The organism is Nonlabens tegetincola (assembly GCF_002117085.1).
Lineage (GTDB): Bacteria > Bacteroidota > Bacteroidia > Flavobacteriales > Flavobacteriaceae > Nonlabens > Nonlabens tegetincola.
On record NZ_CP019342.1, the window covers coordinates 417,228 to 443,477 of the forward strand.

The 26,250-nt window shown below is 34.9% G+C and carries 30 protein-coding genes; 18 read left to right on the plus strand and 12 right to left on the minus strand.

Annotated elements, in window-relative coordinates; translation table 11 throughout:
• The first annotated feature begins 9 nt into the window (after positions 1 to 9).
• Genes BST91_RS02165 through BST91_RS02190 form a run of 6 tightly spaced genes read left to right on the plus strand, consistent with a single transcriptional unit; the run spans position 10 to position 6,371 of the window.
• Positions 10 to 990 (plus strand): stage II sporulation protein M, encoded by a 981-nt coding sequence (locus tag BST91_RS02165; RefSeq protein WP_042278997.1) that lies wholly within the window; start codon positions 10 to 12, stop codon positions 988 to 990.
• A complete protein-coding gene (locus BST91_RS02170) occupies positions 959 to 1,897 on the plus strand; it encodes a hypothetical protein (RefSeq protein ID WP_042278998.1) in 939 nt (312 codons plus the stop codon). The genes BST91_RS02165 and BST91_RS02170 overlap by 32 nt, the downstream gene beginning before the upstream one ends.
• A complete protein-coding gene (locus tag BST91_RS02175; RefSeq protein WP_085774304.1) occupies positions 1,894 to 2,658 on the plus strand; it encodes a DUF4129 domain-containing protein in 765 nt (254 codons plus the stop codon). The genes BST91_RS02170 and BST91_RS02175 overlap by 4 nt, the downstream gene beginning before the upstream one ends.
• Positions 2,658 to 3,947 carry a DUF4350 domain-containing protein gene (locus BST91_RS02180; protein WP_085774305.1) on the plus strand — a complete coding sequence of 430 codons (1,290 nt, stop codon included), beginning with the start codon at positions 2,658 to 2,660 and terminating at the stop codon, positions 3,945 to 3,947. Before BST91_RS02175 ends, BST91_RS02180 begins: the two co-directional genes overlap by 1 nt.
• 4 nt (positions 3,948 to 3,951) lie before the next feature.
• The gene (locus tag BST91_RS02185; protein ID WP_085774306.1) at positions 3,952 to 5,037 is read left to right on the plus strand and encodes an AAA family ATPase; all 1,086 of its coding nucleotides are present in this window, start codon (positions 3,952 to 3,954) and stop codon (positions 5,035 to 5,037) included.
• Positions 5,037 to 6,371 carry a DUF58 domain-containing protein gene (locus BST91_RS02190; protein ID WP_085774307.1) on the plus strand — a complete coding sequence of 445 codons (1,335 nt, stop codon included), beginning with the start codon at positions 5,037 to 5,039 and terminating at the stop codon, positions 6,369 to 6,371. The genes BST91_RS02185 and BST91_RS02190 overlap by 1 nt, the downstream gene beginning before the upstream one ends.
• 83 nt (positions 6,372 to 6,454) lie before the next feature.
• On the opposite strand, the gene BST91_RS02195 is transcribed toward BST91_RS02190, so the two are convergent.
• Entirely contained in the window at positions 6,455 to 6,655 is a 201-nt protein-coding gene (locus tag BST91_RS02195) for a hypothetical protein (protein ID WP_085774308.1), read from the minus strand.
• Between the two features lie 241 nt (positions 6,656 to 6,896).
• Positions 6,897 to 7,601 carry a DUF4197 domain-containing protein gene (locus tag BST91_RS02200; protein WP_042279002.1) on the minus strand — a complete coding sequence of 235 codons (705 nt, stop codon included), beginning with the start codon at positions 7,599 to 7,601 and terminating at the stop codon, positions 6,897 to 6,899.
• A gap of 171 nt (positions 7,602 to 7,772) precedes the next feature.
• Between BST91_RS02200 and BST91_RS02205 the strand changes: the two genes are divergently transcribed.
• Positions 7,773 to 8,207, plus strand: coding sequence for a hypothetical protein (locus BST91_RS02205; protein ID WP_085774309.1), 435 nt, complete (start codon positions 7,773 to 7,775; stop codon positions 8,205 to 8,207).
• Positions 8,208 to 8,240: 33 nt separating this feature from the next.
• On the opposite strand, the gene BST91_RS02210 is transcribed toward BST91_RS02205, so the two are convergent.
• From BST91_RS02210 to BST91_RS02220, 3 genes are read right to left on the minus strand one after another with little or no spacing between them, the layout of a single operon-like run.
• Positions 8,241 to 8,489, minus strand: coding sequence for a DUF6952 family protein (locus BST91_RS02210; RefSeq protein WP_085774310.1), 249 nt, complete (start codon positions 8,487 to 8,489; stop codon positions 8,241 to 8,243).
• Positions 8,470 to 8,781 carry a thioredoxin family protein gene (locus BST91_RS02215; protein ID WP_042279006.1) on the minus strand — a complete coding sequence of 104 codons (312 nt, stop codon included), beginning with the start codon at positions 8,779 to 8,781 and terminating at the stop codon, positions 8,470 to 8,472. Before BST91_RS02215 ends, BST91_RS02210 begins: the two co-directional genes overlap by 20 nt.
• Positions 8,782 to 8,841: 60 nt before the next feature.
• A complete protein-coding gene (locus tag BST91_RS02220) occupies positions 8,842 to 9,477 on the minus strand; it encodes a peroxiredoxin (protein WP_085774311.1) in 636 nt (211 codons plus the stop codon).
• Between the two features lie 242 nt (positions 9,478 to 9,719).
• On the opposite strand from BST91_RS02220, the gene BST91_RS02225 reads away from it, so the two are divergent.
• Positions 9,720 to 10,988 (plus strand): DEAD/DEAH box helicase, encoded by a 1,269-nt coding sequence (locus BST91_RS02225; RefSeq protein ID WP_085774312.1) that lies wholly within the window; start codon positions 9,720 to 9,722, stop codon positions 10,986 to 10,988.
• 34 nt (positions 10,989 to 11,022) lie between these two features.
• Here the strand turns inward: BST91_RS02225 and BST91_RS02230 are convergent, their stop codons facing one another.
• On the minus strand, positions 11,023 to 12,789 hold the full coding sequence (locus BST91_RS02230; protein ID WP_085774313.1) for a Na+/H+ antiporter NhaC family protein: 1,767 nt from the start codon (positions 12,787 to 12,789) through the stop codon (positions 11,023 to 11,025).
• Positions 12,790 to 13,031: 242 nt separating this feature from the next.
• Between BST91_RS02230 and trxB the strand changes: the two genes are divergently transcribed.
• Positions 13,032 to 14,018, plus strand: coding sequence for a thioredoxin-disulfide reductase (trxB, locus tag BST91_RS02235; protein ID WP_085774314.1), 987 nt, complete (start codon positions 13,032 to 13,034; stop codon positions 14,016 to 14,018).
• 75 nt (positions 14,019 to 14,093) lie between these two features.
• On the opposite strand, the gene BST91_RS02240 is transcribed toward trxB, so the two are convergent.
• The 4 genes from BST91_RS02240 to BST91_RS02255 all read right to left on the minus strand — a co-directional run bounded on the left by BST91_RS02240 (position 14,094) and on the right by BST91_RS02255 (position 17,553).
• On the minus strand, positions 14,094 to 14,918 hold the full coding sequence (locus BST91_RS02240; protein WP_169709753.1) for a GIN domain-containing protein: 825 nt from the start codon (positions 14,916 to 14,918) through the stop codon (positions 14,094 to 14,096).
• A gap of 122 nt (positions 14,919 to 15,040) precedes the next feature.
• Positions 15,041 to 16,714, minus strand: a complete 1,674-nt coding sequence (locus tag BST91_RS02245; RefSeq protein WP_085774315.1) for a PspC domain-containing protein — start codon at positions 16,712 to 16,714, stop codon at positions 15,041 to 15,043.
• A complete protein-coding gene (locus BST91_RS02250; RefSeq protein ID WP_042279016.1) occupies positions 16,711 to 17,052 on the minus strand; it encodes a PadR family transcriptional regulator in 342 nt (113 codons plus the stop codon). The genes BST91_RS02245 and BST91_RS02250 overlap by 4 nt, the downstream gene beginning before the upstream one ends.
• 6 nt (positions 17,053 to 17,058) lie before the next feature.
• Complete coding sequence (locus BST91_RS02255; protein WP_042279017.1) at positions 17,059 to 17,553, minus strand: DUF4870 domain-containing protein; 495 nt, start codon at positions 17,551 to 17,553, stop codon at positions 17,059 to 17,061.
• A 157-nt stretch (positions 17,554 to 17,710) separates the two neighbouring features.
• On the opposite strand from BST91_RS02255, the gene BST91_RS02260 reads away from it, so the two are divergent.
• From BST91_RS02260 to BST91_RS02285, 7 genes are all read left to right on the plus strand, one after another.
• Positions 17,711 to 18,163, plus strand: a complete 453-nt coding sequence (locus BST91_RS02260) for a DUF4442 domain-containing protein (RefSeq protein WP_042279092.1) — start codon at positions 17,711 to 17,713, stop codon at positions 18,161 to 18,163.
• Between the two features lie 39 nt (positions 18,164 to 18,202).
• Complete coding sequence (locus BST91_RS02265; protein ID WP_085774316.1) at positions 18,203 to 19,246, plus strand: o-succinylbenzoate synthase; 1,044 nt, start codon at positions 18,203 to 18,205, stop codon at positions 19,244 to 19,246.
• A gap of 1 nt (position 19,247) precedes the next feature.
• Positions 19,248 to 20,210, plus strand: a complete 963-nt coding sequence (locus BST91_RS02270; RefSeq protein WP_085774317.1) for a CPBP family intramembrane glutamic endopeptidase — start codon at positions 19,248 to 19,250, stop codon at positions 20,208 to 20,210.
• Positions 20,164 to 21,234 carry an AMP-binding protein gene (locus tag BST91_RS02275; RefSeq protein ID WP_244895664.1) on the plus strand — a complete coding sequence of 357 codons (1,071 nt, stop codon included), beginning with the start codon at positions 20,164 to 20,166 and terminating at the stop codon, positions 21,232 to 21,234. Before BST91_RS02270 ends, BST91_RS02275 begins: the two co-directional genes overlap by 47 nt.
• The gene (locus BST91_RS02280) at positions 21,224 to 22,045 is read left to right on the plus strand and encodes an RlmF-related methyltransferase (RefSeq protein WP_085774319.1); all 822 of its coding nucleotides are present in this window, start codon (positions 21,224 to 21,226) and stop codon (positions 22,043 to 22,045) included. Before BST91_RS02275 ends, BST91_RS02280 begins: the two co-directional genes overlap by 11 nt.
• A 102-nt stretch (positions 22,046 to 22,147) precedes the next feature.
• Entirely contained in the window at positions 22,148 to 22,312 is a 165-nt protein-coding gene (locus tag BST91_RS13050; RefSeq protein WP_157546875.1) for a Lacal_2735 family protein, read from the plus strand.
• Between the two features lie 2 nt (positions 22,313 to 22,314).
• Positions 22,315 to 23,175 (plus strand): fructosamine kinase family protein, encoded by an 861-nt coding sequence (locus BST91_RS02285; RefSeq protein WP_085774320.1) that lies wholly within the window; start codon positions 22,315 to 22,317, stop codon positions 23,173 to 23,175.
• Positions 23,176 to 23,188: 13 nt separating this feature from the next.
• On the opposite strand, the gene BST91_RS02290 is transcribed toward BST91_RS02285, so the two are convergent.
• Both BST91_RS02290 and dnaA read right to left on the minus strand, forming a co-directional pair.
• The gene (locus BST91_RS02290; protein WP_244895665.1) at positions 23,189 to 23,653 is read right to left on the minus strand and encodes a low molecular weight protein-tyrosine-phosphatase; all 465 of its coding nucleotides are present in this window, start codon (positions 23,651 to 23,653) and stop codon (positions 23,189 to 23,191) included.
• A gap of 1 nt (position 23,654) precedes the next feature.
• Positions 23,655 to 25,082: a chromosomal replication initiator protein DnaA gene (dnaA, locus tag BST91_RS02295; protein WP_042279024.1), complete on the minus strand. Its 1,428-nt coding sequence runs from the start codon at positions 25,080 to 25,082 to the stop codon at positions 23,655 to 23,657.
• Between the two features lie 190 nt (positions 25,083 to 25,272).
• On the opposite strand from dnaA, the gene BST91_RS02300 reads away from it, so the two are divergent.
• A complete protein-coding gene (locus BST91_RS02300; protein ID WP_042279025.1) occupies positions 25,273 to 25,677 on the plus strand; it encodes an acyl-CoA thioesterase in 405 nt (134 codons plus the stop codon).
• 22 nt (positions 25,678 to 25,699) lie between these two features.
• On the plus strand, positions 25,700 to 26,248 hold the full coding sequence (locus tag BST91_RS02305; protein ID WP_085774321.1) for a pyridoxamine 5'-phosphate oxidase family protein: 549 nt from the start codon (positions 25,700 to 25,702) through the stop codon (positions 26,246 to 26,248).
• Positions 26,249 to 26,250: the final 2 nt, after the last annotated feature.

Sequence of the window (26,250 nt, forward strand, 5' to 3'; positions counted from 1 at the left end):
TTATAAGCTATGCGCGAGGCAGCTTTTGTCAAGCAAAATAAGGAAAAATGGATTGAGTTTGAAAGGGCTATGGACGCAAAAGTTTCATTAACACCCGATCATCTTTCCAATTTGTATATTCAATTAACCAACGACTTGGCTTATGCTCAAACCTATTACCCTAATTCCAGTACTCTTAAATATTTAAATTCACTAGCTAGTCAAGCCCATCAGAAAATCTATAAAAACAAAAAAGAAAGTAGAAATTCTATTATTAAATTCTTCTTTCACGATTTTCCTCTATTCTTTTCTGGTTATCAAAAGGAGTTCTTATACGCTGTAGGAGCCTTTTTAATAGCAATTTTCATCGGGACAATTAGTGCGCTTAATGACGATAGTTTTGTAAGATTAATACTATCAGATGCGTATGTGAATCAAACTTTGGAAAATATAGAAAACGGTAACCCAACTGCCATTTATCAAAATAGTGGAGAAGGCTCTATGTTTTTAGGAATCACCATTAATAACATTAGAGTTGGAATGTTATGTTTTGCTTTGGGTTTACTTACTTCTCTGGGTGCATTGTATGTCATTCTCACTAATGGTATTATGGTAGGAGCATTCTTTACGATGTTTTATCAAGAAGGAGTCAGTCTTGATTCATGGCGAGTGATAATGTTACACGGTACAATAGAATTATCAGTAATAGTAGTTTGTGGAGCAGCAGGAATTATACTAGGTAATGGTATTTTATTTCCTGGTACTTACGAACGTCGTAGGTCGTTTATTGTTGCAGCCAAAGCAGGACTCAAGGTAGTCATAAGTACAATACCCTTATTTATAACAGCAGGATTTATAGAAGGTTTTATAACGAGATATGCATTTATGCCACCTGTGTTAAATTGGATTATCATCGCAATAAGTGCAGCTATTATTATTTGGTATTATGGTTTTTACCCACAATTTGTAAAAAGAAAAAATGAGCAACACTTACATAGAACCCAGAATTAACAGGGATTTTAGCGGGATACTTACAGCCTTTGTGGATTTTTTAAAGGCAGAATCTAAATCATTGTTCAGTGTATTTATCACCTACAATTTTGTTTTAATCATTTTACTGTTTCTTACTAATTACATTGTAGATGCTGGTATTTCCAGTATCGTGGCTATTTCTACAGGAAATTTGGATGGTTATTTACTAGAAAATGCTCAGCAAAATAATGCTGTTACCTTAATAGGGACACTTGCAACCTATGTACTTACCGCTTTAATCTATATTTTAAATTCATCTTTGGCTGGCTCTTACATGAAACTATATGAGGAGCAAGGCGGTACACCCGAAAAGAAACTAGTATTCAAAAGAGCCTTAGGAAAAATGTTAGGCAGTTTTGTAATTCTGTTTTTAGGGGCAATTTGTGTGATACCTGTTGCTATTGTAGGAGTTATAATGATTTTCATACCAATACTAGGACTTTTTGCCTTTGCCGGATTAATTATCACTTACTTTACTTGGATAGGCTTAAGTGTTTTTTGTTATGCGTATACCGATGAGATAAGCATGACTGATGCCATGGGTCGAGGTTGGCAACTCTTATTTTTTAAATTTTGGAAAGCATTTTTTACTTCGTTTGTAGCTCTTGTAGTTTTATACATACTTAGTATTCTTTTCCAAATATTGCCTGCTATGTTAATTGGATTCTATTCTATGAATTCAAACCTGGATAACATTGAACTACAAAATGATTTTTTCATTGAAGCTCTAAGCTTTCTTTTTTATGGTCTCAATAGTATATCGGGTATATTAGTAACTTTTATTTCCATGTTCATTTTTGGGTTTATTTACCTCAATTTACACGAGTCCAAATACAATGTTTATCTTAAAACCCGTGTGGAACGTTTAGATGAATTAAGCGTATGAGAAAACTGATCTTTGTCATATTAGCATTGATTAATTCTTGCCTAGTTTACGGTCAGGATATACAAGATATTATTAAAGATATCGAATTACAGCCTAATAAAATTGTAGACACATTAGATCGCAATTACGACAATCGGGAGATTAAACCTAAATATTATAAGGAAGAGCTATCAAAAATTTACGATAGTGCCGAGTTTGAATACCAACGAGTTCAAGGTAGCGACTCCAATATATTCCGACGATTTTTGTCGTGGGTTTTGGAAGGTTTACGGGATCTCTTTGGTTTTGAAATATCACCTTTAACAGCAAAAATTATAGAATATACTTTTTATGCACTTATAATAGGTGTAGTATTATATTTTTCTATTCGCTTTTTAGGTACAGAAAAACCATCATCTCTATTGGGTAAATCTCGATCTTCTGATGGGCCCAGCGTTTCTCTAGAAGATACACATATTACACATATTGATTTTAACACATTAATAAAAGATAGTATTGCAGCAGCAGATTACCGCAGCGCAATTAGATACCAATATTTACTAGCACTTAAAATGCTAAGTGAGAGAGGTATTATTGAATGGGATTTTCAAAAAACCAATTCAGAGTACTACCGGGAGATCCAAGATCAAGAAAAGAAAACTTATTTTAAAAGAGTTTCAAATTGGTATGATTACGTGTGGTACGGAGAGTTTTCTATAGATCAATCTAATTATGAAAAGGCTTTAGAGGATTTTAATTTACTTAAAAAAGCAAGTGCTTAATGGATAAAAAAAGTAAAAGATTACTCATTCTTTTTGGTCTGCTAGTCCTTGCGGTTTTAGTAATAGAAACAGCTGCACCACCACCATTAAACTGGAAGCCTAGTTATACAAGTTATGATAAAATACCTTTCGGTAGTTATGTGTTTTATGATCAGTTAGATGACTTATTTGTCAATGAAAAAGTTCAAGCAATCGATAAGGATCCTGTTCAGTTTTTAAAAGAAAATGACTCAGTTACAAATTCTAATTACCTGTTTATTAATGAGTATTTAGGATTTGATAATGCTGAGGTTGATGACCTTTTAGAATTTGCAAGTCGCGGAAATAAAATTTTTATTTCTACAAAAAGCGTTTTTGGAGCGCTTGCCGATACTTTAAACATTGAATCTAACGAAACTTATGCTTATTATGAAGAGGATACGGTAAGAGTTCGGTTAAACAACCAGTCCTTTAAAAACCGCAGTTACATTTATAAAAAGGGTAGTAGTTATAGATATTTTGTGAGTTATGATACTACCCGAACACAAGTATTAGGAGAGGTTCTTCCCTTTGAACCTATAAAAGGATATCTCAAAAAATTTATTGAAAATTCAGAAAACGAATCAGACAGTACCTTTACCAAAGTACTTGAAGACAGTAAAATAGTAAGTAAAGAGAGAGAAATTCCGCAAGCAAATTTTATTGAGACTAAAGTAGGCGATGGGGCCATATACCATCACCTTAATCCAATTGCTTTTACCAATTACTACATGTTACAAGATGGTAAAGAACAATACATCGCCGAGGTAATGTCCTACATGAACGACGGACCTGTTTTCTTTGACGACTATGGCAAGGCTGGTAAACGAATAATTGAAAGTCCATTGAGGTTTATATTAAGTAACGTTCACCTGCGATGGGCCTGGTATCTAGCGCTAGGAAGTATACTGCTATATTTTCTTTTTAAATCAAAACGTGAACAACGAGCTGTTCCTGTAGTAGAGCCATTAGAAAACAGCACACTTAGTTTCACTAGGACTATAAGTAATATGTATTTAGAGAAGTCTGATTACAGCTCGATTGTGTCAAAAAAAATACGTTTTTTTCTAGAGCACGTGCGTTCACATTATTACATTCCGACAGATAAATTAGATCAACAATTTATTAAAAAACTATCTGTGAAAACAGGTAAATCACTGGAAGAAACCACTCAATTTGTTCAATTCCTTGGATATCTTATGAGTAAAGGAGTTCACAATAAATACGAATTAAAGCAACTTAACGACCAAATAGACGCTTTCTTAAAATAAACATATGGAAGATTATCAATCACCACAATTACCTAACGATTCTTCATCTGGATCACAACCTGTTGAACAGCACGTAGATCGTTTGGATAACGCTTTCGCGAAAGCGGAACCATCACAAACAGCTACCTTTTCAAACCGATTAGATCTAGGAGAAGTAGCTCAGGCAATTAATAGAATTAAAGCTGAACTGCGTAAAGTAATCATCGGGCAGGAAGAAATGATCGATTTACTTATTGTTTCTATTCTAGCCAACGGGCATTCCTTGATAGAAGGAGTTCCAGGAGTAGCAAAAACTGTAACGGCTAAGTTATTAGCCAAAACGATGAGAGTAAACTTTTCGAGAATTCAATTTACACCCGATTTAATGCCAAGTGATATTTTAGGTACTAGTGTGTTCTCGATGAAAAATAACGAATTTGAATTCAAGCCAGGTCCGATATTTTCCAACATTATTTTGATTGATGAAATAAACCGAGCACCTGCTAAAACACAGGCAGCGTTATTTGAAGCCATGGCAGAACGTCAAGTTACTATAGATGGTAAAGAGTATAGTTTAAATGCGCCATTTTTAGTATTTGCTACTCAAAATCCCGTTGAACAAGAAGGAACCTATAGATTGCCAGAGGCGCAATTGGACAGATTCCTTTTCAAGATCAATGTGAATTACCCTAATCTTCAAGATGAGATAAGTATACTACTAGGTAATCATAATCGAGTTGATAAGGATCCTGAATCTTTAATAGAGCCTGTACTCACGGCAGATAAAATAACTGAGTATCAAAATACGATCAAAAAAATCATAATCGAGGATAACCTTATCAGGTATATAGCTCAAATAACACTGAACACACGAGAAAACCCTAACCTGTATTTAGGAGCTTCTCCTAGAGCAAGTATTGCTATTATGAATGGATCAAAAGCATATGCAGCAATAATGGGGCGTGATTTTGTTACACCAGACGATATCAAGTATATATCAAAATCGGTATTGAGGCATCGTATTATTTTGACTCCTGAAAGAGAAATGGAAGGTTTTACCACAGATAAGGTGGTTGAACAAATCATAGACAGCATTGAGATCCCTAGATAGTGAAACGATTTTATAAAAATTTCTTTCTAAGGCAACGATTGTTTTTTATCCTAGCTGGTCTAGTAATCGCTTTTGTAATAAGCTTTTTCTTTACCAGATGGCTGGACTATATCATCTTTGCTTTTTATTGTTTAATAGGTCTTACAATTATTGATATACTCTCTTTGTATCTTAATAAATCAGGAGTTATCGCGTTGAGAGCAGTTCCTGATAAACTATCCAATAGTGACGACAATCCAGTTCAAATTAAAGTAACTAATCAGTATACATTTCCTGTTCATATAAGAGTAATAGATGAATTGCCTATCCAATTTCAAAAAAGGGATTTTGAGATAAAAGGATTTTTAAAAAATGGAAATTCTACAGACTATACGTATACAGTAAGACCGGTTGATCGCGGTGAGTATTATTACGGTGGCCTTAATATTCACGTGCACACCATATTGGGACTCGTTAGTAGAAGATATGTGTTCAATCAAGAAGTAATGATACCTTGTTATCCTTCATTTTTACAAATGCGTAAGTATGAGTTGATGGCTTTTAGCAATCGACTTATTGATTTTGGGATGAAGAAAATAAGGAGAATAGGACATACGATGGAGTTTGAACAAATTAAAGAGTATGTGAATGGCGATGATGTGAGAAATATTAATTGGAAAGCTAGTGCAAAACGCAGTCAATTAATGGTAAATCAATATCAGGACGAAAAAGCACAACCTGTATATTCTGTTATCGATAAAGGTAGAGTCATGAAAATGCCTTTCGAAGGGCTCAAATTAGTAGATTACGCTCTTAATGCTACTTTAGTAATATCAAATATTGCACTTAAGAAAGGAGATAAAGCTGGCATGTTTTCCTTTTCAAATAAGGTAGATAATCAAGTGATGGCTCAAAAAAAAGCCTCACAAATGAACTTGATTTTGGAAACCTTGTATAACTTGGATACTGATTTTAAGGAAAGTGATTTTTCTCGTCTTTATATAGATATCAAAAGGTCAATTACCCAACGCAGTTTATTATTACTTTATACCAACTTTGAAACCTTAGATGCGTTGTATCGACAATTACCTTATTTGCAGGCAATAGCAAAAAATCACTTGCTTGTTGTAATCTTCTTTGAAAATACTGAACTAAGGGAGCTTACAGATAAAGAAGCAACTACCACACAAGAAATCTTTGACAAAACAATAGCTCAAAAGTTTGCTTACGAAAAGAAGCTTATTGTTAATGAATTAAACAAATTTGGTATTCAAACGATCCTTACGGAACCTCAACATCTTACCATAAACACGATCAATAAGTACTTGGAGATTAAGGCTAGAGGATTATTATAACAGGAGGATTCGACTAGTTGGAGAAATTGATTAGTTAAAAATTACTGTTGTTAACGCGAGTAATTGTTATAAGTTTTTTATGATTATACTTCTTGATACTGCTCCAACTTAATTCTTAATTGCTGTATGTCGTTTTTAAGTTCTTTTGCAATGGAACACAGCCGTTCACTCCATTTACGATCTTTTGGGGCAACCTTGAATGCTTTACTTATTAATTGAGTATAATGTTTTTCCTTTATCTCAATTTGTTTTTTAACTCGTTCTATCTCCTTTCCTGAATCCATATAACAATATTATAAAATATTGTAATTCAGTACTCTTGCGATTAAGTTAAACGTATACAAGGAAAACTTAATATTTTGTTTGAAACTTAAAAAGATGACTAAACAAAAAACCAGATCAATTAAGACCTGGTTTCTTTCCCCTTAAAAATGTTTTCCCTTAACATTGATACTGTAAAATTATATTCATTCTTAAAAAGTGATGTAAAATCAGTAACATGTTAGGGTTAAATTACTATTAAGTCTAGTCTTGCAAAGCAAATACTCGTTTTAAAAGGTCAGTACTACGTGAACTTACTTTATTTCTTATTTGTAGTTCTTCTTGTGCAATCATTTTGAAAACTCCTTCTAGAGCTTTTTCAGTTACATATTGAGTAAGATCTGGATTAACATCATCAGTAAGTGGTAAAGAGTTGTATTTGGTAATCGCGTTTGACCATAAGTCTGTAGCTCCTACCTTGCCTAAATTATTTTGAATTACCGGACTAAACTTTGCTCTTAACTCCTCAGTTGTTTTAGCTTCAAGATAACTGGTAGCAGCCCTATCATCACCTAATAGTATGTTTTTAGCATCGTTAAAAGTAATTTCCTTTACCGCATTGGTGAAGATGGGTAAGGCTTCTTTAGTAGCATCTTCGGCAGCACGATTTAATAACTTCAAACCTTCATCTGCTATGGAGCTTAAACCTATTTTACGCAAGCCTTTATCTACTTTTTGCAGTTCATCTGGTAATAAAATTTTGACTGCTTCATTCCTGTAAAACCCATCCTTCTGCATGAGTTTAGTTACTTCTTTATCAATTCCTTGATCTAGTGCAGCTCTTAGTCCGTTTCCAATTTCGGCTTGGGATAAAGCGCCTCCTTGTGGTAAGTTGTTGGCGATATCTTGAAGTGTTTTACAGCTACTAATTACTAGTAGTAAAGCAAAGATTAAAGAGAATCTTTTCATGATAAATAATTTTTATAAAGATACAATTAGCCATGATTTTGGGCATCATCTTTGATACTTCTTTTAAAACCAAAAACCCATGATTAAAAAATTACTCTAGTTCTTCTTATTGCCTTTATATCATCATGTTATTCCACTCAGGAATTAAGTAAGCGCACATCAACTGATATCATGTATTTCAATAAAAATACGTTTGAAGCAGAATATCAAAATAGGGTTCCAGGCGATACACAAAACAGCTTATGGAAAGATCTGTGTTTTCATGACAATTCAAAAAATCAGATAGGCTCAACTTTAAGTACGGTAGGACTTAAAATGGAAGGTGATAACAGGATTAAAGCTGTACTTTATGAAAATAAAATCCCTCAAGATTCATTAATACTCAAAGGAAAATTAAAAGATAAACTTTTTGTTATAAGAAAAGGTAGTTACGTGATACCCTTAATATTCGTAAATGGCTCTAGGACAAAGAAAACAGCCTTAGGCAATGATATCAACGGCGATTTAGTGTTACTTCAAAAGGATGCTGAATCATCTGCTATTCTAGGTGAAGAAGGACACTCTCAAGCAGATTTTGTCACCGCAACTTACATGCGTATTAAGTAAATAAAAAAAGCACCTTGCTTTAGGTGCTTTTTATTATTGATCTATAGAACCCATAACTTTTTCGGCAAAGGCATTGGCAGCTTCAACACCTGACATTCCTTGTGCTACATTAGCATGGACCTCAAGTGCTCCACATATATTAGTGATAAGTTCACCTACCACATCCATTTCCTCATTTGTTACTGATCGATGTTCAGAAAAATGTTCTAACACTTCCAGTGTAGCTTCTAGCTGTTCTGGAGTAGTTCCTTTTTGTAAATGTCTAATTACTGGTAACTTCATTTACTAGGTCTTTAAGGTTTTCAAATTTGTTCGTTTGTACTTGGTTTACAAAACTTCCACCTTTAAAAGTAGCAAAGGTAGGCAAGTTGTCTACGGTAGCTAATTTTCTTGATTCAGGAAACTTTTCTGCATCAACTAGTATAAAAACAGTGTCTTCATTCTCGGCAGATAGTTTTTTGAATTTTGGTTTCATTAACCTGCAGTTTCCGCACCAGCTCGCCATATACTGCACAACAACCTTGTCGTTGTTACCTACAATTTCTTGTAAATTATCTTGATCTAAAGTTTGCATAACAATTTTTTAAAAGCGCTTGTATTCACTTTTGTAATTACAAGCGCTTGTTTTTAATTTTTAGTTTTGAGAAAAGTATTCTGCAGTTCCTTTACGGTTTGCAGTCATCGCTGTTTTACCTTCTTCCCAGTTCGCAGGACATACTTCACCGTTTTTCTGTACGTGAGAGTAAGCATCGATTAAACGTAAAAACTCATTTACATTACGACCTACAGGCATGTGATTGATTCCTTCATGGAATACTGTTCCTTCTTCGTCGATAAGGTAAGTAGCTCTATATGTTACATTATCACCTACAAGTACGTGATCATCTAGATCCTCATTATATTCTACTTCAACATCTAGAATGTCTAATGTACCAGAAAGATTACGATTTGAATCTGCAAGGATTGGGTATGTTACACCTTCAATACCACCATCATCTTTTGGAGTGTTTAACCAAGCAAAGTGTACCTCTGGAGTATCACATGAAGCACCAATAACTACAGTGTTTCTTTTTTCAAATTCTCCTAGAGCCTCTTGGAATGCATGTAATTCGGTTGGACAAACAAAAGTGAAGTCTTTTGGGTACCAAAATAAAAGAACTTTTTTTCCTTTATTCTTTGCCTCTTCAAGTACATTTAATTTAAAAGTGTCTCCCATTTCGTTCATCGCGTCAACGTCGATGTTTGGAAATTGTTTACCTACAAATGCCATTTTTTATATTTAAAAATTAATTGATTTTTGATGAGACAAATTTAAGTTACGCTTTCGCGAAAGCGTGATTTTTTTTATCTTATATCAATATATGATTATAGAGTTTCCTTATGGTGTTAAATCAAAATAATAACTGTAACTTATTTTTTTAAAGGTGAAATTCTAACAGTTATAATAGACTACCTTTGCAGTTATTCTAAAGTTGATATCCATTTTAATGATATCAATGGTAATTACCCTATATGTTATTTAAAGATTTAGGCTTATCTGCTGCCTTGTTGAAAGCGATCGACAAAAAAGGATACTCACAGCCTTCTCCCATTCAGGAAAAAGCTATACCACAAGTATTACAAGGAAAGGATGTTCTAGCCAGTGCACAAACTGGTACCGGAAAAACTGCTGGATTTACACTTCCATTGCTACATAGATTAGGAGAATCTAAAGCAAAAAATAGACCAGTGCGAGCTCTTATTTTAACTCCAACAAGAGAACTTGCTGCTCAAGTATATGATAATGTAAGAGAGTACAGTGAGTTTTTAAACGTACGTAGTGCTGTTATTTTTGGCGGAGTTAATCAGAATCCTCAAGTTGATTTACTTAAAAAAGGTGTTGATGTTCTTGTTGCAACTCCAGGACGATTGATCGATCTTAATAATCAAGGCTTCTTAAAACTTAATCAAGTAGAAACCTTAGTTCTAGATGAGGCTGATCGTATGTTGGATATGGGATTTCTAAGAGACATAAAACGTATACTAGCCTTGCTGCCAGTAAAAAGGCAAAACTTATTATTCTCAGCTACATTTTCAAAAGAAATAAAAAAACTAGCAGCAAGTTTCCTCAATAATCCAGTGTTAGTAGAAGCAACTCCAGAAAATACTACTGCCGAAAAAGTAGATCAACTCATGTATAGAGTTGATACAAAACAAAAGCAAGACGTGTTAATCAATATGATAACCGAAGGAAATTGGTCACAGGTTTTGGTATTTACTCGTACTAAACATAGAGCAAACAGACTTGCTGAAAAATTGAACAAATCCAAAGTAACTGCAGCTGCTATACATGGTAACAAAAGTCAAGGTGCTCGTACAAGAGCGCTAGCTGGATTTAAAGACTCTAGTGTTAGAGTTTTAGTGGCAACTGATATTGCTGCTCGTGGATTAGATATCCCATTATTACCTTATGTGATCAATTATGAGCTGCCTAATGTGCCCGAAGATTATGTTCATAGGATAGGTCGTACAGGTAGAGCAGGCGCTAGTGGACAGGCAATTTCTCTAGTAGCTGGTGATGAGGTTTCTTATGTAAAGGGAATTGAAAAACTCCTAGATCAACGATTCGATTTTGAAATTATAGAAGGTTATGAACCAGATCCTAATGCGCCTACTGAAAAGCCTAAACCACAGAAGCGAGGTCGTAAGAACAACAGCAAGCGCAGTTCTTCAAATAGGAACAAGAATAATTCTTCACGTTCTAATCGTAATAAAAATCGTAAAGGTCCAAAACGTAATTAAACAAAAAAACCTACACAAATGTGTAGGTTTTTTTTTAATCTTCACCAATGGTATCTAAGGTAGGTTGTTTGCCAGTTAATTGACGGATTTTAATTCTAAAAGCCGCAAATAGTAAGGTCATAAAAGGAGATAACCAGTTAAAAATGGCATACACAAAATAGTCTTTAACATCAACTCCTAAGGTTGAGCTTTGGTACGCACCGCAAGTGTTCCATGGGATAAGTACACTTGTAACAGTTCCAGAATCTTCAAGAGTACGTGATAGGTTTTCTGGTGCCAGTCCTTTGTCCTTGTAGGCTTTGGCATACATTTTTCCAGGTACGACAAGAGCTAGATATTGATCACTTGCAGTTACATTAATAGCAAGACAACTCACAACAGTACTAGCAAATAATCCGAATACAGAATCGAATAAATGAAGCAATGCGCGACTAATTCTAGCCAATGCTCCTATAGCGTCCATTACTCCACCAAATACCATTGCACAAACAATCAACCAAATGGTACCTAGCATACTTTCCATACCTTTTCCTTCAAATAGTCCAGTCAACTTATCCTTGATTTTAGTATTGTTGGTAATTGGATCTACACTGGTAGAAACTGTAATTGCATCCATAATAGCAAAATAAGCTGTAGCAGCATATCCAGTAGGCACTGCAGATAGCTCTAGTGTACCTAGTTCAACGTCATCCTTGAGTATGGTTACTGTTTTATTAGTAGTAAAGGAATCATTTTCACCACCGCTGGGCAAATTAAATACAACAGGTTCACTTAATACCACATCGCTATCTTCAACAGGTTGTAGTGTATAAGTACCTGGATTTTGAAAATTATTGCTACTTGTGTTATCCCATTCCACATAGGATTTAAATTCGTCTTGAATTTCTGTAATTTGATATTTTAAACCGTTTTCATAAACGATGTGGTTTTGAAAGATTAAAGCAAATACACCAGCGAGCAAAGTTCCTAGAAGTAAAGCAATAAGCGGTGATACCTTTTTAACAATCATCGCAATAACGATAATGGGAACTAGGAATAACCACGCCGAAGTATTAAACGTAGCATCAATCGCTGCTTGATACTCGCTTACATCCACATCGCCAGCACTATCTATTGTAAATCCTATAAACATAAAGACGAACAAAGTGACTAATATGGTAGGAACAGTCGTATAAGTCATGTACTTAATATGAGTAAATAAGTCGGTTCCTGCCATAGCTGGGGCAAGGTTAGTGGTGTCGCTTAATGGACTTAACTTATCGCCAAAGTAAGCACCACTGAGAACAGCACCAGCTGTCATCCCAGCACTTATATCTAGAGCGCCTGCAATTCCAATTAAGGCGATACCAACTGTGGCACTCGTGGTCCAGCTACTACCAGTAGAAATGGAAATAACCGCACAAATAATAACGCAAGCAGTTAAGAATATAGATGGATTAAGCAAGTCCAGTCCGTAATAAATCATAGTAGGGATAATACCACTCAATAGCCATGTACCGGCAAGAGCACCTACCATTAATAATATTAAAATGGCTCCAGTAGTAGATTTTATATTCTGTGCTACTTCTTCAACCATTTTCTTATAACTCACTCCATTAAAGGAGCCCACAATTCCTGCAACGGCAGCTCCTAGTAAAAGAACAAATTGATTACTACCACCTAGTGAATTATCACCGTACAAGTACACGTTTACAGCTAGCATGAGCACAAGCGCAATAACAGGAATAAGTGCTTCAAAAATGCTTAATTCTCTGTTTTCAATAATTTTTTCGTCTTCTTGATTGATGTTTTGGCTTTCCATAAACGTTATTCAGTTTTTAGGTAGTTACGTCGCAATATACTATTAAATGGGTAATTGTATATCACGCTTTCGCGAAAGCGTAATATGTAGCTTTCCTTATCCAATATATAGAAGCAGCGCCGTAAGAAATTTGATTAATAATGTAGCTAAAGAGAACCTTAATAAATGGATAATAAATAACAATAAAGCAAGTTCTGATAAACGCCTTTTTAAAGTTACATTTGTTGTAAATAATATGAACTATGTCTGAAACTGTTGAAAGAATAAAATGCCTAATTATAGGTTCTGGTCCTGCTGGATACACAGCGGCAATATATGCAGCTCGTGCCGATATGAAACCGGTTGTTTATACAGGTATGGAACCAGGTGGACAACTTACCACAACAACTGAAGTAGATAACTTTCCTGGTTACCCTGAAGGAATTGATGGACCATCTATGATGGTAGATTTACAGAAACAAGCTGAACGTTTCGGTACCGAGGTTCGTTTAGGAATGGTTACTGAAGTTCATTTTGCTAGTGAAGAAGGTGGTATGCATACTGCAATTATCGATGGTAAGACTAAAGTACAGGCAAATACTATTATTATATCAACTGGAGCAAGCGCCAAATATCTAGGGCTACCTAGTGAACAAAGATTGCGCGGTGGTGGAGTAAGTGCTTGTGCAGTTTGTGATGGATTTTTCTATCGCAATCAAGATGTTGCCATAGTAGGCGCTGGAGACACTGCTGCAGAAGAGGCTACCTACCTAGCTAATATTTGTAAGAGTGTGACAATGCTAGTACGTAAAGACTACATGCGCGCCTCAAAAGCGATGCAACATAGAGTAAATAGTAAAGAAAATATAACTGTGCTTTACAACAGTGAGGTAGATGAGGTGCTGGGTGATCAAGTCGTAGAAGGATTGCGCATTGTGAATAATCAGACTAATGATAAGCATGAAATAGCTATTACCGGTTTGTTTATCGCAATAGGGCACAAGCCAAATACAGATATTTTTAAAGGCCAACTAGATATGGGTGAAGATGGTTATTTAATCACTGAGCCTGGTACAACTAAAACCAATATTCCAGGAGTATTTGCTAGTGGTGATGTTCAAGATAAGATTTATCGTCAAGCGATTACAGCAGCTGGTACTGGTTGTATGGCAGCTCTAGATGCAGAACGTTATCTTGCTGAGGTTGGTGTAGTGGAGGAAACTATTGCTGGTGATTATCACGTAGAATAGTTTCTCAACTTAGTTTATAATAAAAAATGCGTTTGAACTCTCAAACGCATTTTTTATTTGTTGCAGTAATGCTATCTATGATTTCTTAAGTATTGCTTTACCAGAGAATTCTTCAATCTTGATATCGGGCGAACCGTAAAGCGTGATTTCTGTACTGTTACTAGCGCTAATTATTATGTCATCGGTAGCGTTAATTTCAACTCTTGAACTATTTGAACTACTTAGTTTAAGATTGTTGACAACTAGGTTTTTACCTTCTAACTCTGCTCTTTCTTGAATAGTAAGTTCTCCATTTTTGATGTCACCTTCAATACGTGCATCAGCGCGGTCTTTCATGTTATATTCTAGAAAATTGTAATTGAATAGGGCTTTAATGTTTGCGTTGCCTTTAAAATTAATTTTGGCTTGATCTCCAGATAGGTTGAGTTCTAACTTTGTACTATCATCGGCATTGAGTTCTAGATTTTTAACGTTTGCAGTCATATAAACCTCGGCATCGTTGTCTACATTCAAAATTAAGTTTTCAAAGTTTAAAGCGGTTACACTTGTCAACTCGCCATCATCTGTCACATGAATCTTATTAAGTTCAGGCCCATAAATGATTCTAAATTTCATTTCTTTTTTTGAACGAATTCTTGCAGTTGTATTTATCATTAATTTACCGTTCTCTATAACTGGTTGTAAATATTGGTGCAAGTTTGAATCTGTAGTGATTTCAATTTGTGTGGCAGCGCCTGGAACGATTTCTACCTCATAATCCGAATTTATTTCAAGAGATTCGAATATTTCAATCGGACTAATTTCAGTTGTTACTTCACGATTACCTTTTACTTTTTCTAGATCTTGTGCTAGGCTTACTGTAGCCGTTATCATCACTAGTATTAGGAGTATATTTTTCATATAGTTCATATTATGATTCAAAAGTAAACAAAAACCGCTCCAATTAAATGAAGCGGTTCTCAAATACTACGTTACAATCACAAAACATAGTACAACAACGATTTTTCTTTTTCATTAAATCATTAGTCTTGGTATTGCCATTCGTTGACTTCTGGATCGTTTAAAGTCTTTGAAGTAACGCTATCATTGACTACTTCATTATTTTGAGTTGTTACTTTTTTTTCTTCATTGATCACAGGACAGTCTAGACAAATAGCTTTACCATTTTTCACTTGATAAGTTTTTTCATTATCGTATAAATCAAAGGCATCGTTACTGATACCATTGCGATAGCGGTGAATAAAATCATCATCCCAATTGAATATTGTGCCTTCTGGTAAGGCGATAATTGCATCTACCCGTTGCTGGTTAAGCCTTTTGTTTTCGCGTAAAGCGAAATAATTATCAAGAGTTAACGTGCTATCAGTAAGCTCATATTTATAGATAATATTATTAGCATTTTCTTTAGCCTCGTCCATGGTTGATCCTGCCGCCTTGTAATTAAGGGTAATGCTCGCAACCGAGTCTGTTGTAGAGGTTACTGCTACACGTACATCGCGCGACAGAACTTTTGGTCCTTCATCGTCATAAACAATTTTTACATTGTTTGCGTTAATGCGTACTTGATCGGTAAAGTCTGTTTCAATAACGTCAAGAAATAAGGTTTTTTGTGGTGCCACGGTAAACTTCTCTTGTTTAGCAATAGATGCTTTAATGGCTTGGCTACTAGCAATTTTTGTGGTTATGAATACCATTCCTATTACTGATGCTATCCAGATACCTGCAAGTGCAACCTTAGCGGTGGTACCTATACTGCGCAAGTTAGATACTAAAAGCTTAAGTCCTAAAATGGCTAATACTAATAGTGGGATTCCTACAAGAAAGAATACAGCAAGTGTTGCCCACCAAATATTAACATCGGCAGGAATACCTATGTCCAAAATATCGGCTGCTTGCATACCGTCTATAGAGATACTTCCTGCGGTTACTAGTGATATCAATAAAGCAATTATACCTATTGATGCTGCTAGGAAAATACATAGTCCAATCAATTTGACTATGGCCTTAAAGAATCCTTTAATAATTCTACCCAGAGCTCCAAAGAATTTTACGGTACCACGTTTACCTTTTTGACCTACCACACGGTAGCCGGCGTCGGTCTTTTCATCGGCTACTGTACTAAAATTTTCAAATGAATTTTGCTCTTCAATATTAGATATATTCACTTCTTTACCTTGCATGGTAAGACGCTGTGCCGTAGTCACTGCATCAGGTACAAAGATCCACATAATTACGTATACAAGAACGATCCATCCTGCACTGAAAAAGGCAAGTAGTACCCATAAAATACGTACCCATATTGCATCTATGTTGAAGTAATAGGATAACCCAGAGCTTACACCACCTATATAACCATTTTGCGTGTCTCTAAAAAGCTGTTTACTAGGTCCAGCAGATCTGTGTTTGCGTTTTGGATCTTCAAAGATTTCTTCATCAACTTCATAATCTTCTGGTTGTCCCATTATTTCAATCACGTCTTCTACATGATTGATAGAGATAACTTGTTGATCATTGGCTCTTTTTTCCATGAAAAGTTCTGCGATTCTAGATTCTATATCACGCATTATTTCATCGGCGCCACTGGTGCCACTAAAAGATCTTCTTACCGCGCTCAAATAGCGTTGTAAACGGTTGTAGGCGTCCTCATCTATATGAAAAAACAGCCCAGCAAGATTTATATTAATTGTTTTGTTCATGATTTCTTAGTTTTTGAGTTGGTAACCATATTTACAGCGTTTTTTAAGTCTTCCCAGGTACCGGTTAATTCTTCTAAAAATATTTTTCCTGTTTCAGTAAGTCCATAATACTTACGTGGTGGTCCACTTGTTGATTCCTCCCATCTATAAGATAGGAGACCAGCATTTTTAAGTCTGGTTAATAGTGGATAAATCGTTCCTTCAACTACCAGCATTTTTGCATCCTTAAGAGTTTCTAATATTTCTGCAACATAAGCATCGTCCTCTTTAAGGATAGAAAGAATGCAGTACTCAAGTACGCCCTTGCGCATTTGCGCTTTTGTGTTTTCTATCTTCATATAATTTTATTTTTTAATCTCTTCCTGCTCAATTTGAGTAGAAAGAAAATTAATGGTTAAAGGATACTGGTACAGTTCACCTTCTTGAGATTTAACTGCTGCTTTTATACTGCAAACTAGATCCAATATGGCTAGAAATAGAATTCCTGTACCACATATAATACCGCTAGATACTATAAGGTTAAAAGTTCCCATATTATTAAAAAACGGGAAATCATTACCGTCCATCGCTTCCCATAAGCTAGGACCACCAGATACAATGGAACCTATTATAACGCTACCACCTAAAAATGCAAGAGCAAATGTGTATAACGTCATGCTTAATTGAAAATTAATGGCCTGCTTACCATTAAAGTCTATAAAAGGAGACTTCTTTGAGTTTATCATCCAAAGTAGCATGGGCAGGATGAAATTGCCCAATGGAAATAGCCATTTGCCAAAGGTGAGTAAATGAATACCCGTGGCTATGTTCCTGTGGTTTTTCTCGATTGATTTTTCCATAGCATATTAATTTCTTATGCAAATATATATCTAAAAGATAGTATTATGCAATACAAAGTACCATATATTTTTAATTGCACTGTGTTTTTTTAATGTACGCTTTCGCGAAAGCGCAATAAATACAAGCTCTTTCCTTACATTTGTGGGAAATGTTAAAATTATGATTACTCCTTCAAAAATTAATACGTTCACCTTTTTCAAGCTACCTAGTTGTTGGTGGACAGGAGTTAGGGTTAAAGAAATCGACAAGCAAAGTTGTGTAGTAGGAGTGAAACACAGATGGTTTAATCAAAATCCTTTTAAGTCTATGTATTTTGCCGTCCAAGCTATGGCGGCCGAGCTTTCTACGGGTGCACTTGTTATGTCTTATATTCAAGAAAGCAATGCCAAAGTAAGTATGCTTGTGGCTAACAATAACGCAACTTTCACAAAAAAAGCCACAGGAAAAATTACTTTTACTTGTAACGATGGTTTAAAAATTAAAGAAGCAATTGAAAAAACGGTAGAAACTGGAGAAGGTCAAACCGTATGGATGCAAGCTCAAGGATTAAATGAAGATGGTGTGCAGGTGAGCTTATTTAATTTTGAATGGACTGTCAAAAGAAAATAGGTACTTTTCTTGGACTAATTTAAATTAGATATTTAAAAATTGAAAGCACGTATTCATAAACACACCCTAGAATTTAAAAGTCCTGCGGGAACTTCACGAGGTATTCTTAAAACCAAGGATACTTGGTTCTTAATTCTTGAAAATGAAAATAAAAAAGGAATAGGAGAGATTAATATGTTTCGTGGGTTGTCCTATGATGATAAACCAGGTTTTGAACAAAAATTAGAATGGTTGTGCGATCATATTCATTTAAAACCATCCATCATACTTGAGGAATTATTGGAATGGCCTTCTATTAGATTTGGTTATGAAACCGCATTAAAATCTTTTCAAAGTACAGACTGTTTTGAGTTGTTTCCTAGTGTTTTTACTCAAGGTGCAGATAGCATTTCTATTAACGGATTGATATGGATGGGTGACCAAGAGTTTATGCTAGACCAGTTAGAAGAAAAAATGCAAACTGGTTTCTCTTGTATTAAGTTGAAAATAGGTGCCATAGATTTTGAAAAAGAGCTACACTTATTACAAGTGATAAGATCACGTTTTTCTGCTAATGAGATGATAATCAGAGTAGATGCTAATGGAGCTTTTTCAATTGAAAACGCCATGGAAAAATTAAATCGATTGTCCGTGTATGATGTACATAGTATTGAACAACCTATAAAGCCTGGTCAATATGAAGCAATGGCCCAACTTTGTCAAAATACGCCAGTTCCTATTGCCCTTGACGAGGAATTAATTGGGTTGCATACAACGGAAGAAAAGCAAAATTGTTTGGATTTAATACGTCCTCAATTTATTATTTTAAAACCAGCTCTAGTTGGAGGATTTCAAAGCTGTCGCGAGTGGATCAATATAGCTGAAGAGCGAAATATTGACTGGTGGATGACCAGCGCTCTAGAATCTAACCTAGGTTTAAATGCTATTGCACAGTTTACATATACTTTAGGTGTAACAATGCCGCAAGGTTTAGGTACTGGTGGACTTTTTACAAATAATATTGATGCACCTTTGGAAATTAAAAAAGGAGAATTATGGTGTAACAATACAACAAATTGGAACACCAACTATTTAAATTTATAAAATGTATATAGAACAAGGTTACAAAGGAAAGTTAGGCATTTGGAATGCTTTTATTCTACCAGTAGGTTTTATTTTATTAATGACTTTCAACTATTTTGCTACCAAAGCATTTTTAGATGAATCTGGTGAGTCTACTAGCGAGATCATGCAAACTATGATTGATCAAATGGGTACATTACCATTTTTGGCCATCAACTTAATGGTTTTTGTAATCGGATTGATTATTGTCTTTATTTGGGTAAAGTTCATCAATGGTCAATCTTTGACCAGTTTTACCACTTCTCGTTCAAGGATTGATTGGAAACGCATATTTACCATGTTCTTTATTTGGGCTGTTTTTCAAGGTGGTATGATTTTCATGACAGCTCTCAATGCTCCAGAAGATTATGTCTATAACCTTCAATGGGATAAGTTTATTCCTCTTGTGATTTTGTCGTTATTAATGTTTCCATTTCAAACTAGTTTTGAGGAATATTTATTTAGAGGTCAATTGTTACAAGGATTAGGTATAGCTACTAAGAGTCGTGCTATATCGTGGATTGTTACCTCTGTATTATTTGGATTAATGCATGCCGCAAATCCTGAAGTAGAAACATTAGGACCAGTTGTTATGGTTTTTTATATAGGTACAGGTCTACTCTTAGGAGCGATGACTTTGCTCGATGAAGGGTTAGAGCTGGCACTAGGTTTTCACGCGGCCAATAATATCACAGCCGCATTGCTCATGACAAGTACATGGACAGCCATACAAACCGATTCTGTATTTATAGATATGTCCGAACCTACTTTTGCGTGGACCGATACCTTATCTATTTTTATTGGATACCCTATTTTATTAATTATCTTAGGTAAAATTTACAACTGGAAAAATTGGAAAGAAAAACTATTCGGTCGCGTACTGGATAGAAAAGAATTTTTTGAAAAAGAAGGAACAAATGATCCCCAAAGTACACCCGAGTTTTAAATTAAATGGTCGCTCATTAGATCACGAAGGTCTAATGATAGTTGCCTATAGCTATGTGAAGGAAGGTGACGCCTGGGAAAAAGAGGTGGGAGACTTTTTGCTTAACTGGCTTGATGATTTTGAAGTTCTCACGGTTAATACCAGTGGTTCTACTGGACATCCAAAATCTCTTAAAATTAATAAACAATTCTTTTTAAACAGTGCAGCTATAACTGCTAATTATTTTGATCTTATACCAGGAAAACAAGTGTTGTGTTGCCTGCCATTACAATACATTGCTGGTAAAATGATGTTTATAAGAGCAATTCAACATGGCTGGCATTTGGATTGTGTTGAGCCTACAAGTCAGCCCTTAAAAAAGGCTGAGAAGCGCTATGATTTTACGGCAATGACTCCTTTTCAATTGTCACAGTCATTGGACAATATTCATAAAAGTCGTGTCACGTTATTAGGCGGTAGTCCGGTAACTGCAACCCTTGTGGGACAACTACAAGGCAAGCACAGTAGAGTTTATCAATCTTACGGTATGACCGAAACATGCAGCCACGTAGCGATTAGACAATTGTACCCACAATATGAAGCTTGCTATACAGCATTAGGTAAAACTACTTTTTCATTAAGTAAGGATCAAACACTGGTAATAGATGCTCCACAAGTATCACCTGATTTACTTACTACCAATGATCTTGTTTTATTGCATAATGAGCAGAAATTTGAATTGCTAGGTAGACTAGATGACGTTATTAATTCTGGTGGTGTAAAGTTACACCCATCAAAAATTGAGGATAAATTATCCAGTCAAATCTCCAACCGTTTTTTCATAGGTAGTTTACCTGATAATGATCTTGGTGAACAGGTAGTATTAATTGTAGAAAGCGAATCTCCTTTTGATATTGATTTTAACGGTTTAGATAAGTTTGAAATTCCTAGGGCTATTTACTTTTTGCCGACTTTAGTTGAAACTAATACCGGTAAAATCCAAAAAAAGAAATCAATAGAACAGGCACTTCTGCATGCATCCTAACAATATTCATCAAGAAGATTATCCCTTTAATGAACTAATTAAAGCATATCCACCTTTATCCAAGTTTAAAGTCCAGTTTCAGGATAAACCATCTATAAACTTTAATGATCCATTAGCTTTAAAGGCTCTAAACAATGCTTTGTTAGTACAGTATTATGGTATAACACCTATCGAATATCCTCATGGATATTTGCTAGCACCAGTTCCTAGTCGTGTAGACTATATACATCACATCGCAGATGAGGTTAAAGCTGGTGCAAAGGGACTTGATATAGGTTGTGGAGCTACAGCCATTTATAGTTTATTGGGAGCAAGTTGCTACAATTTTAATATGATTGGATCAGAGGTTAGTGAGAAAAGTTACGCTTTCGCGAAAGCGAATACCAAAACAGTCCCTTCAATAGATATAAGACTACAATCCGATCGAGGAAGTATCTTCAAAAATATTATTCAAAAAGGAGAGTATTTAGATTTCACGATTTGTAATCCACCATTTTTCAGTAGTGAGCAGGAAGCCATGAAGGCCTTTCAAAGAAAAGCTAAAAATTTAGGAGGTGAAAAAAAACACAACTTCTCGGGAACTGCCGATGAGTTATGGTGTAATGGTGGAGAAGCACTCTTTATCAAAAGGATGATCAAGGAGTCGAATGATTATAAAACTCAGGTAGGTTTGTTCTCAACCTTAGTATCTCAAAAAGGAAATATAGCTAGGCTAGAAAAACTTTTGACAAAAAAGCAAGCAAATCACTACGTGAAAAGTTCAAAAATAGGCTCCAAGATTGTTCACTATTTGTTTTGGAAATTTCGTTGATTCTTTTAGGAACTTTTCTATAAATACCTAGTCATTTAATTAACCAATCAAATATCCATTAAATCTATATTCAAACTAACTTTGTTATATTACAATAAGATTATGTTTGGTTTATTCAATAAGAAGACAGAAAAAGAGAAGCTTCAACAGGAATATGCACGATTGATGAAAGAATACCATAAACTATCTACTACAAATCGTGCGGCTAGCGATGCCGCTTTCAAAAAGGCAGATGATATCGCTAGAAAATTAGATGCATTGAAGTAATCATGGAAGCTGCATCTACCGCTCTTGTACCCTTAGAAATAAGAGCACTATTGCCGTTTAGGGTACGTAAAGCCTCAAAACTTTCTGGTGGAGATATAAATGAGGTCATGCTCATTGATCAAGGGGCTATTCAATATGTTTTAAAGTATAATGATAAGATTCAATTTCCTAAAATGCTCAAGCGGGAAAATGATGGGTTACAACTGCTTAGAAAGTCTGGTACAATAAGAGTTCCCTTAGTTATCGCTCAAGGCGAGAGTGCTACATATCAGTATCTACTATTAGAATATATTGCTCCAGATGCTCTAAATAAAAAGGATGAATCAAACCTTGCGATACAATTAGCTGCTTTGCACGATTGCACTGATGAGTTATTTGGATTAGATGAGGATAATTATATAGGAAGTCTGCCTCAATATAATTTACAAACTGAAAGCGGTACACAATTCTTTTTACACCAGCGATTGGTCCCGCAATTTGAACTAGCTGTTAATAATGGTTTTGAATTAAAAGGGATAGAAGGGTTGTTTAAAAAAATGGAACGTCTAATCCCATCGCAAAAACCTGCTCTTATTCACGGCGATTTATGGAATGGTAATGTGATTTTTACTTCAAATGGACAGCCAGTTTTAATTGATCCTGCTGCTCATTTTGGCCATGCAGAAATGGATATTGCAATGATGAAACTATTTGGTGGATTTTCTAATAAGTTCTACTGGATGTATCATGAGGTACGTACGCCTTTACCAGGTTGGGAGGAAAGAGTACCATTATATCAATTGTATTATCTATTGGTTCATCTAAACCTATTTGGTGCTGGTTATTTAAACCAAGTACAACAGTGTATAAATAAGTATGTTTAAATAGGAGTTTAGACTAGCCCTGCAGTTTCTTTGCTATTACATCGGTCGCTTGATCAAGCATTTTGTATACATTTTCAAAACCTTGTTGACCACCGTAATAAGGATCTGGTACGTCAAGTCCTTCTCCTGGAAAAAGCTCATCAAGGATTTTGACAACTTTATTGGCATGTTCTGGAGTAGGAGCAAGAGCGGTAACATCACGAAAGTTTGAATCATCCATCACATAGATGTAATCAAACCTATCAAAATCGTCAACAGTAAGTTTTCTACATTTTTGATTAGTAATGTCCAGTCCGTTTTTTCTAGCTACCTCAATTGATCTATTATCGGGTTGTTCTCCCACATGACCGCCATAGGTACCAGCGCTATCCACTTCAAATTTTGTAAAGTTTAATTTTGACCTCATGATTCCTTCTGCAAGAGGAGAGCGACAAATGTTGCCCAAACATACCATTAATATGCGCTGTTTATCTGACATGTTAGTCTGCTAGCTTTTTTTGTAAGTCTTGCACATATTTATTGAACTGCTTGTCAGTAGATGCTAAGTTCTCAACGGTTTTACAAGCATGTAATACCGTAGCATGATCTCTTTTTCCTATTTGAGAACCTATACTAGCTAGAGAAGCTTTGGTCATTTTTTTTGCAAAATACATAGCTAGTTGTCTTGCCTGAACAATGTGTCTCTTACGGGTTTTTGATTGAAGTGTATCTATATCCATCTGAAAGTAATCACTTACTACTTTTTGGATTTGATCAATTGATACTTCTCTCTTTGTATTCTTAACGTAATTCTCAACAATTTTACGAGCTAGGTCGATGGTGATATCCTTACGGTTAAAAGAAGAATGTGCAATTAAAGAAATTATTGCTCCTTCTAATTCTCTAATATTTGTTTTTATATTTTCCGCTAGATAATGAACGATATTATCATCCATTTCTACACCATCTCTGTATAATTTGTTTTGGATTATGGAAACTCTCGTTTCATAATCCGGATGATTAAGCTCTGCACTAAGTCCCCATTTAAAACGGGAAAGTAAACGTTGTTCAATATCCTGCATATCAACAGGCTTCTTATCACTTGTAAGAATTACTTGTTTACCGTTTTGATGTAAATGATTGAAAATATGGAAGAAAACATCTTGAGTACCAGCCTTTCCAGAGAAAAATTGGATATCGTCTACAATAAGAACATCTATAAGTTGATAGAAATGAATAAAATCATTTCTTGTATTCTTACGTATAGATTCAGTGTACTGTTGTATGAATCTTTCTGCGCTTATATAGAGTACAGTTTTATCTGGGTAGTTTTCCTTAATACCTACACCTATAGCATGTGCCAAGTGAGTTTTACCCAATCCTACTCCTCCAAAAATTAATAACGGATTAAAACTAGTTCCTCCAGGTTTGTTAGCTACAGCCATACCTGCGTTACGAGCCAGTCTATTTGATTCTCCTTCAAGAAAGCTATCAAAGTTATAAGAAGGGTTAAGTTGGGATTCAACTTGAACATTTCTTATTCCAGGAATAATAAATGGATTTTTAAGTTCTGGGCTTTTAGTTTTTACTGGAGCATCTACATTTTGAGACTCGGTAAAGTTGCGCTTACTACTAGGTATTTTTTCGGTAAAAGCTTCCATTCCTTTTGCAGGGTTCTCCATGCGTATCGCATAGATTAATTTTGCATCGGACCCTAATTCTTTAGTAAGAGCAGTTTTAAGTAAGTCTATATAATGTTCTTCTAACCATTCATAGAAAAAACGACTAGGTACCTGAAGATGTAAAGCATTATCAGTTAATTTTACAGGCTTAATGGGCTGAAACCACGTTTTATAAGCCTCGGGCGCAATATTGTCCTGAATAAAAAGTAGACAATTGTCCCAAACCGATTCTGCTGTCAGTGTCATAAAAGTCGTATTTTTATAGTTAAAATTGATGCGAACTTGGGATGAATAAAGGTTGGTATATTTCAGTCCCTAATCGAGTACAAATATGTGTATAAAAAACCTTAAAAAAACTAAAAAACCATTTGATAAATTAAAAAAAAGTAGCATGGGCTCACTGGTTTTTTAACTTTGGATAAGATATGAAAATTATATGAAAAGTACAATTATTCCGATAACACCTCGATATGCCGAAACTGATCAAATGGGTGTGGTTCATCACGCTAATTATTTGATATATTTAGAGTTAGGTAGAATGTCCTGGTTGGACACTTTAGGTTTCTCTTATGATGAAATGGAAAAAAATGGAGTACTACTACCAGTTTACAATATCGATATAACTTACAGAAAACCAATTAGATTAAACGATGAAATTTTCGTCAAAACCACCATTAAGAATATTCCTACAACGCGTGTTGAATTTTACTACGAAATAATTGATCAAAATGATGTTTTACATGCATCGGCAAACTTAACTCTTGTTTTTACTGATGCAAACTCGTTTAGACCTAGAAAACCAATTCCGGAATTTCTAGAAGCTTGTAAGAAATTGTTTTAAAATCTACTAACTTATCAAAAGTATGCTTCCTGAATATTTTGAAAGTCTAATCGATGAATTGCAATTAGCAACCTCAAAATCCAAACATGATTTTAAATATCCCGTTTTAACAACTGTAGACAAAAATGGAATACCTAGGTCTAGAACTGTTGTTTTAAGAGAGATTGATGTCGAAAAGAAGGAATTAATTGTTTTTACCGATTCAAGATCTATTAAAGTAGAACATATAAAATCAAATGATCAGGCTTGTTTTTTATTTTACAATTCTAAAAAACTTTTTCAATTAAGGTGTAATGGTAGATTGATTGAAATTAATAGTCCCAAAGAAGTTAAACGATTGTTTCAAAAGGTTACTTCAAAAAGTATAAAGGATTATACCTCAATCCCATCACCAGGTACGCCTATTGATAATCCTGATCATGTAGAATACGTATCACGCGATAAAAGCTTTTTCCTACCGCTACGATTTGAAATTAGTGAAATAGAGTATCTCAAACTTAAACGTCCTAATCACTTAAGAGCTTTATATAAACGCAAAGATAATTGGGCTGGTCACTGGCTTGCTCCATAATG

Bases quoted from the DNA above. Each gene is read 5' to 3' on its own strand.
- BST91_RS02215 (WP_042279006.1), bottom strand. From the start codon at position 8,781: ATGCAAACTTTAGATCAAGATAATTTACAAGAAATTGTAGGTAACAAC.
- BST91_RS02230 (WP_085774313.1), bottom strand. From the start codon at position 12,789: ATGGAAAGCCAAAACATCAATCAAGAAGACGAAAAAATTATTGAAAAC.
- BST91_RS02245 (WP_085774315.1), bottom strand. From the start codon at position 16,714: ATGAACAAAACAATTAATATAAATCTTGCTGGGCTGTTTTTTCATATA.
- BST91_RS02240 (WP_169709753.1), bottom strand. From the start codon at position 14,918: ATGAAAAATATACTCCTAATACTAGTGATGATAACGGCTACAGTAAGC.
- trxB (WP_085774314.1), top strand. From the start codon at position 13,032: ATGTCTGAAACTGTTGAAAGAATAAAATGCCTAATTATAGGTTCTGGT.
- BST91_RS02200 (WP_042279002.1), bottom strand. From the start codon at position 7,601: ATGAAAAGATTCTCTTTAATCTTTGCTTTACTACTAGTAATTAGTAGC.
- BST91_RS02180 (WP_085774305.1), top strand. From the start codon at position 2,658: ATGGATAAAAAAAGTAAAAGATTACTCATTCTTTTTGGTCTGCTAGTC.
- BST91_RS02255 (WP_042279017.1), bottom strand. From the start codon at position 17,553: ATGGAAAAATCAATCGAGAAAAACCACAGGAACATAGCCACGGGTATT.
- BST91_RS02270 (WP_085774317.1), top strand. From the start codon at position 19,248: ATGTATATAGAACAAGGTTACAAAGGAAAGTTAGGCATTTGGAATGCT.
- BST91_RS02225 (WP_085774312.1), top strand. From the start codon at position 9,720: ATGTTATTTAAAGATTTAGGCTTATCTGCTGCCTTGTTGAAAGCGATC.
- BST91_RS02170 (WP_042278998.1), top strand. From the start codon at position 959: ATGAGCAACACTTACATAGAACCCAGAATTAACAGGGATTTTAGCGGG.
- BST91_RS02165 (WP_042278997.1), top strand. From the start codon at position 10: ATGCGCGAGGCAGCTTTTGTCAAGCAAAATAAGGAAAAATGGATTGAG.
- BST91_RS02300 (WP_042279025.1), top strand. From the start codon at position 25,273: ATGAAAAGTACAATTATTCCGATAACACCTCGATATGCCGAAACTGAT.
- BST91_RS02305 (WP_085774321.1), top strand. From the start codon at position 25,700: ATGCTTCCTGAATATTTTGAAAGTCTAATCGATGAATTGCAATTAGCA.
- BST91_RS13050 (WP_157546875.1), top strand. From the start codon at position 22,148: ATGTTTGGTTTATTCAATAAGAAGACAGAAAAAGAGAAGCTTCAACAG.
- BST91_RS02290 (WP_244895665.1), bottom strand. From the start codon at position 23,653: ATGTCAGATAAACAGCGCATATTAATGGTATGTTTGGGCAACATTTGT.
- BST91_RS02285 (WP_085774320.1), top strand. From the start codon at position 22,315: ATGGAAGCTGCATCTACCGCTCTTGTACCCTTAGAAATAAGAGCACTA.
- dnaA (WP_042279024.1), bottom strand. From the start codon at position 25,082: ATGACACTGACAGCAGAATCGGTTTGGGACAATTGTCTACTTTTTATT.
- BST91_RS02220 (WP_085774311.1), bottom strand. From the start codon at position 9,477: ATGGCATTTGTAGGTAAACAATTTCCAAACATCGACGTTGACGCGATG.
- BST91_RS02175 (WP_085774304.1), top strand. From the start codon at position 1,894: ATGAGAAAACTGATCTTTGTCATATTAGCATTGATTAATTCTTGCCTA.
- BST91_RS02250 (WP_042279016.1), bottom strand. From the start codon at position 17,052: ATGAAGATAGAAAACACAAAAGCGCAAATGCGCAAGGGCGTACTTGAG.
- BST91_RS02195 (WP_085774308.1), bottom strand. From the start codon at position 6,655: ATGGATTCAGGAAAGGAGATAGAACGAGTTAAAAAACAAATTGAGATA.
- BST91_RS02185 (WP_085774306.1), top strand. From the start codon at position 3,952: ATGGAAGATTATCAATCACCACAATTACCTAACGATTCTTCATCTGGA.
- BST91_RS02205 (WP_085774309.1), top strand. From the start codon at position 7,773: ATGTATTTCAATAAAAATACGTTTGAAGCAGAATATCAAAATAGGGTT.
- BST91_RS02280 (WP_085774319.1), top strand. From the start codon at position 21,224: ATGCATCCTAACAATATTCATCAAGAAGATTATCCCTTTAATGAACTA.
- BST91_RS02210 (WP_085774310.1), bottom strand. From the start codon at position 8,489: ATGAAGTTACCAGTAATTAGACATTTACAAAAAGGAACTACTCCAGAA.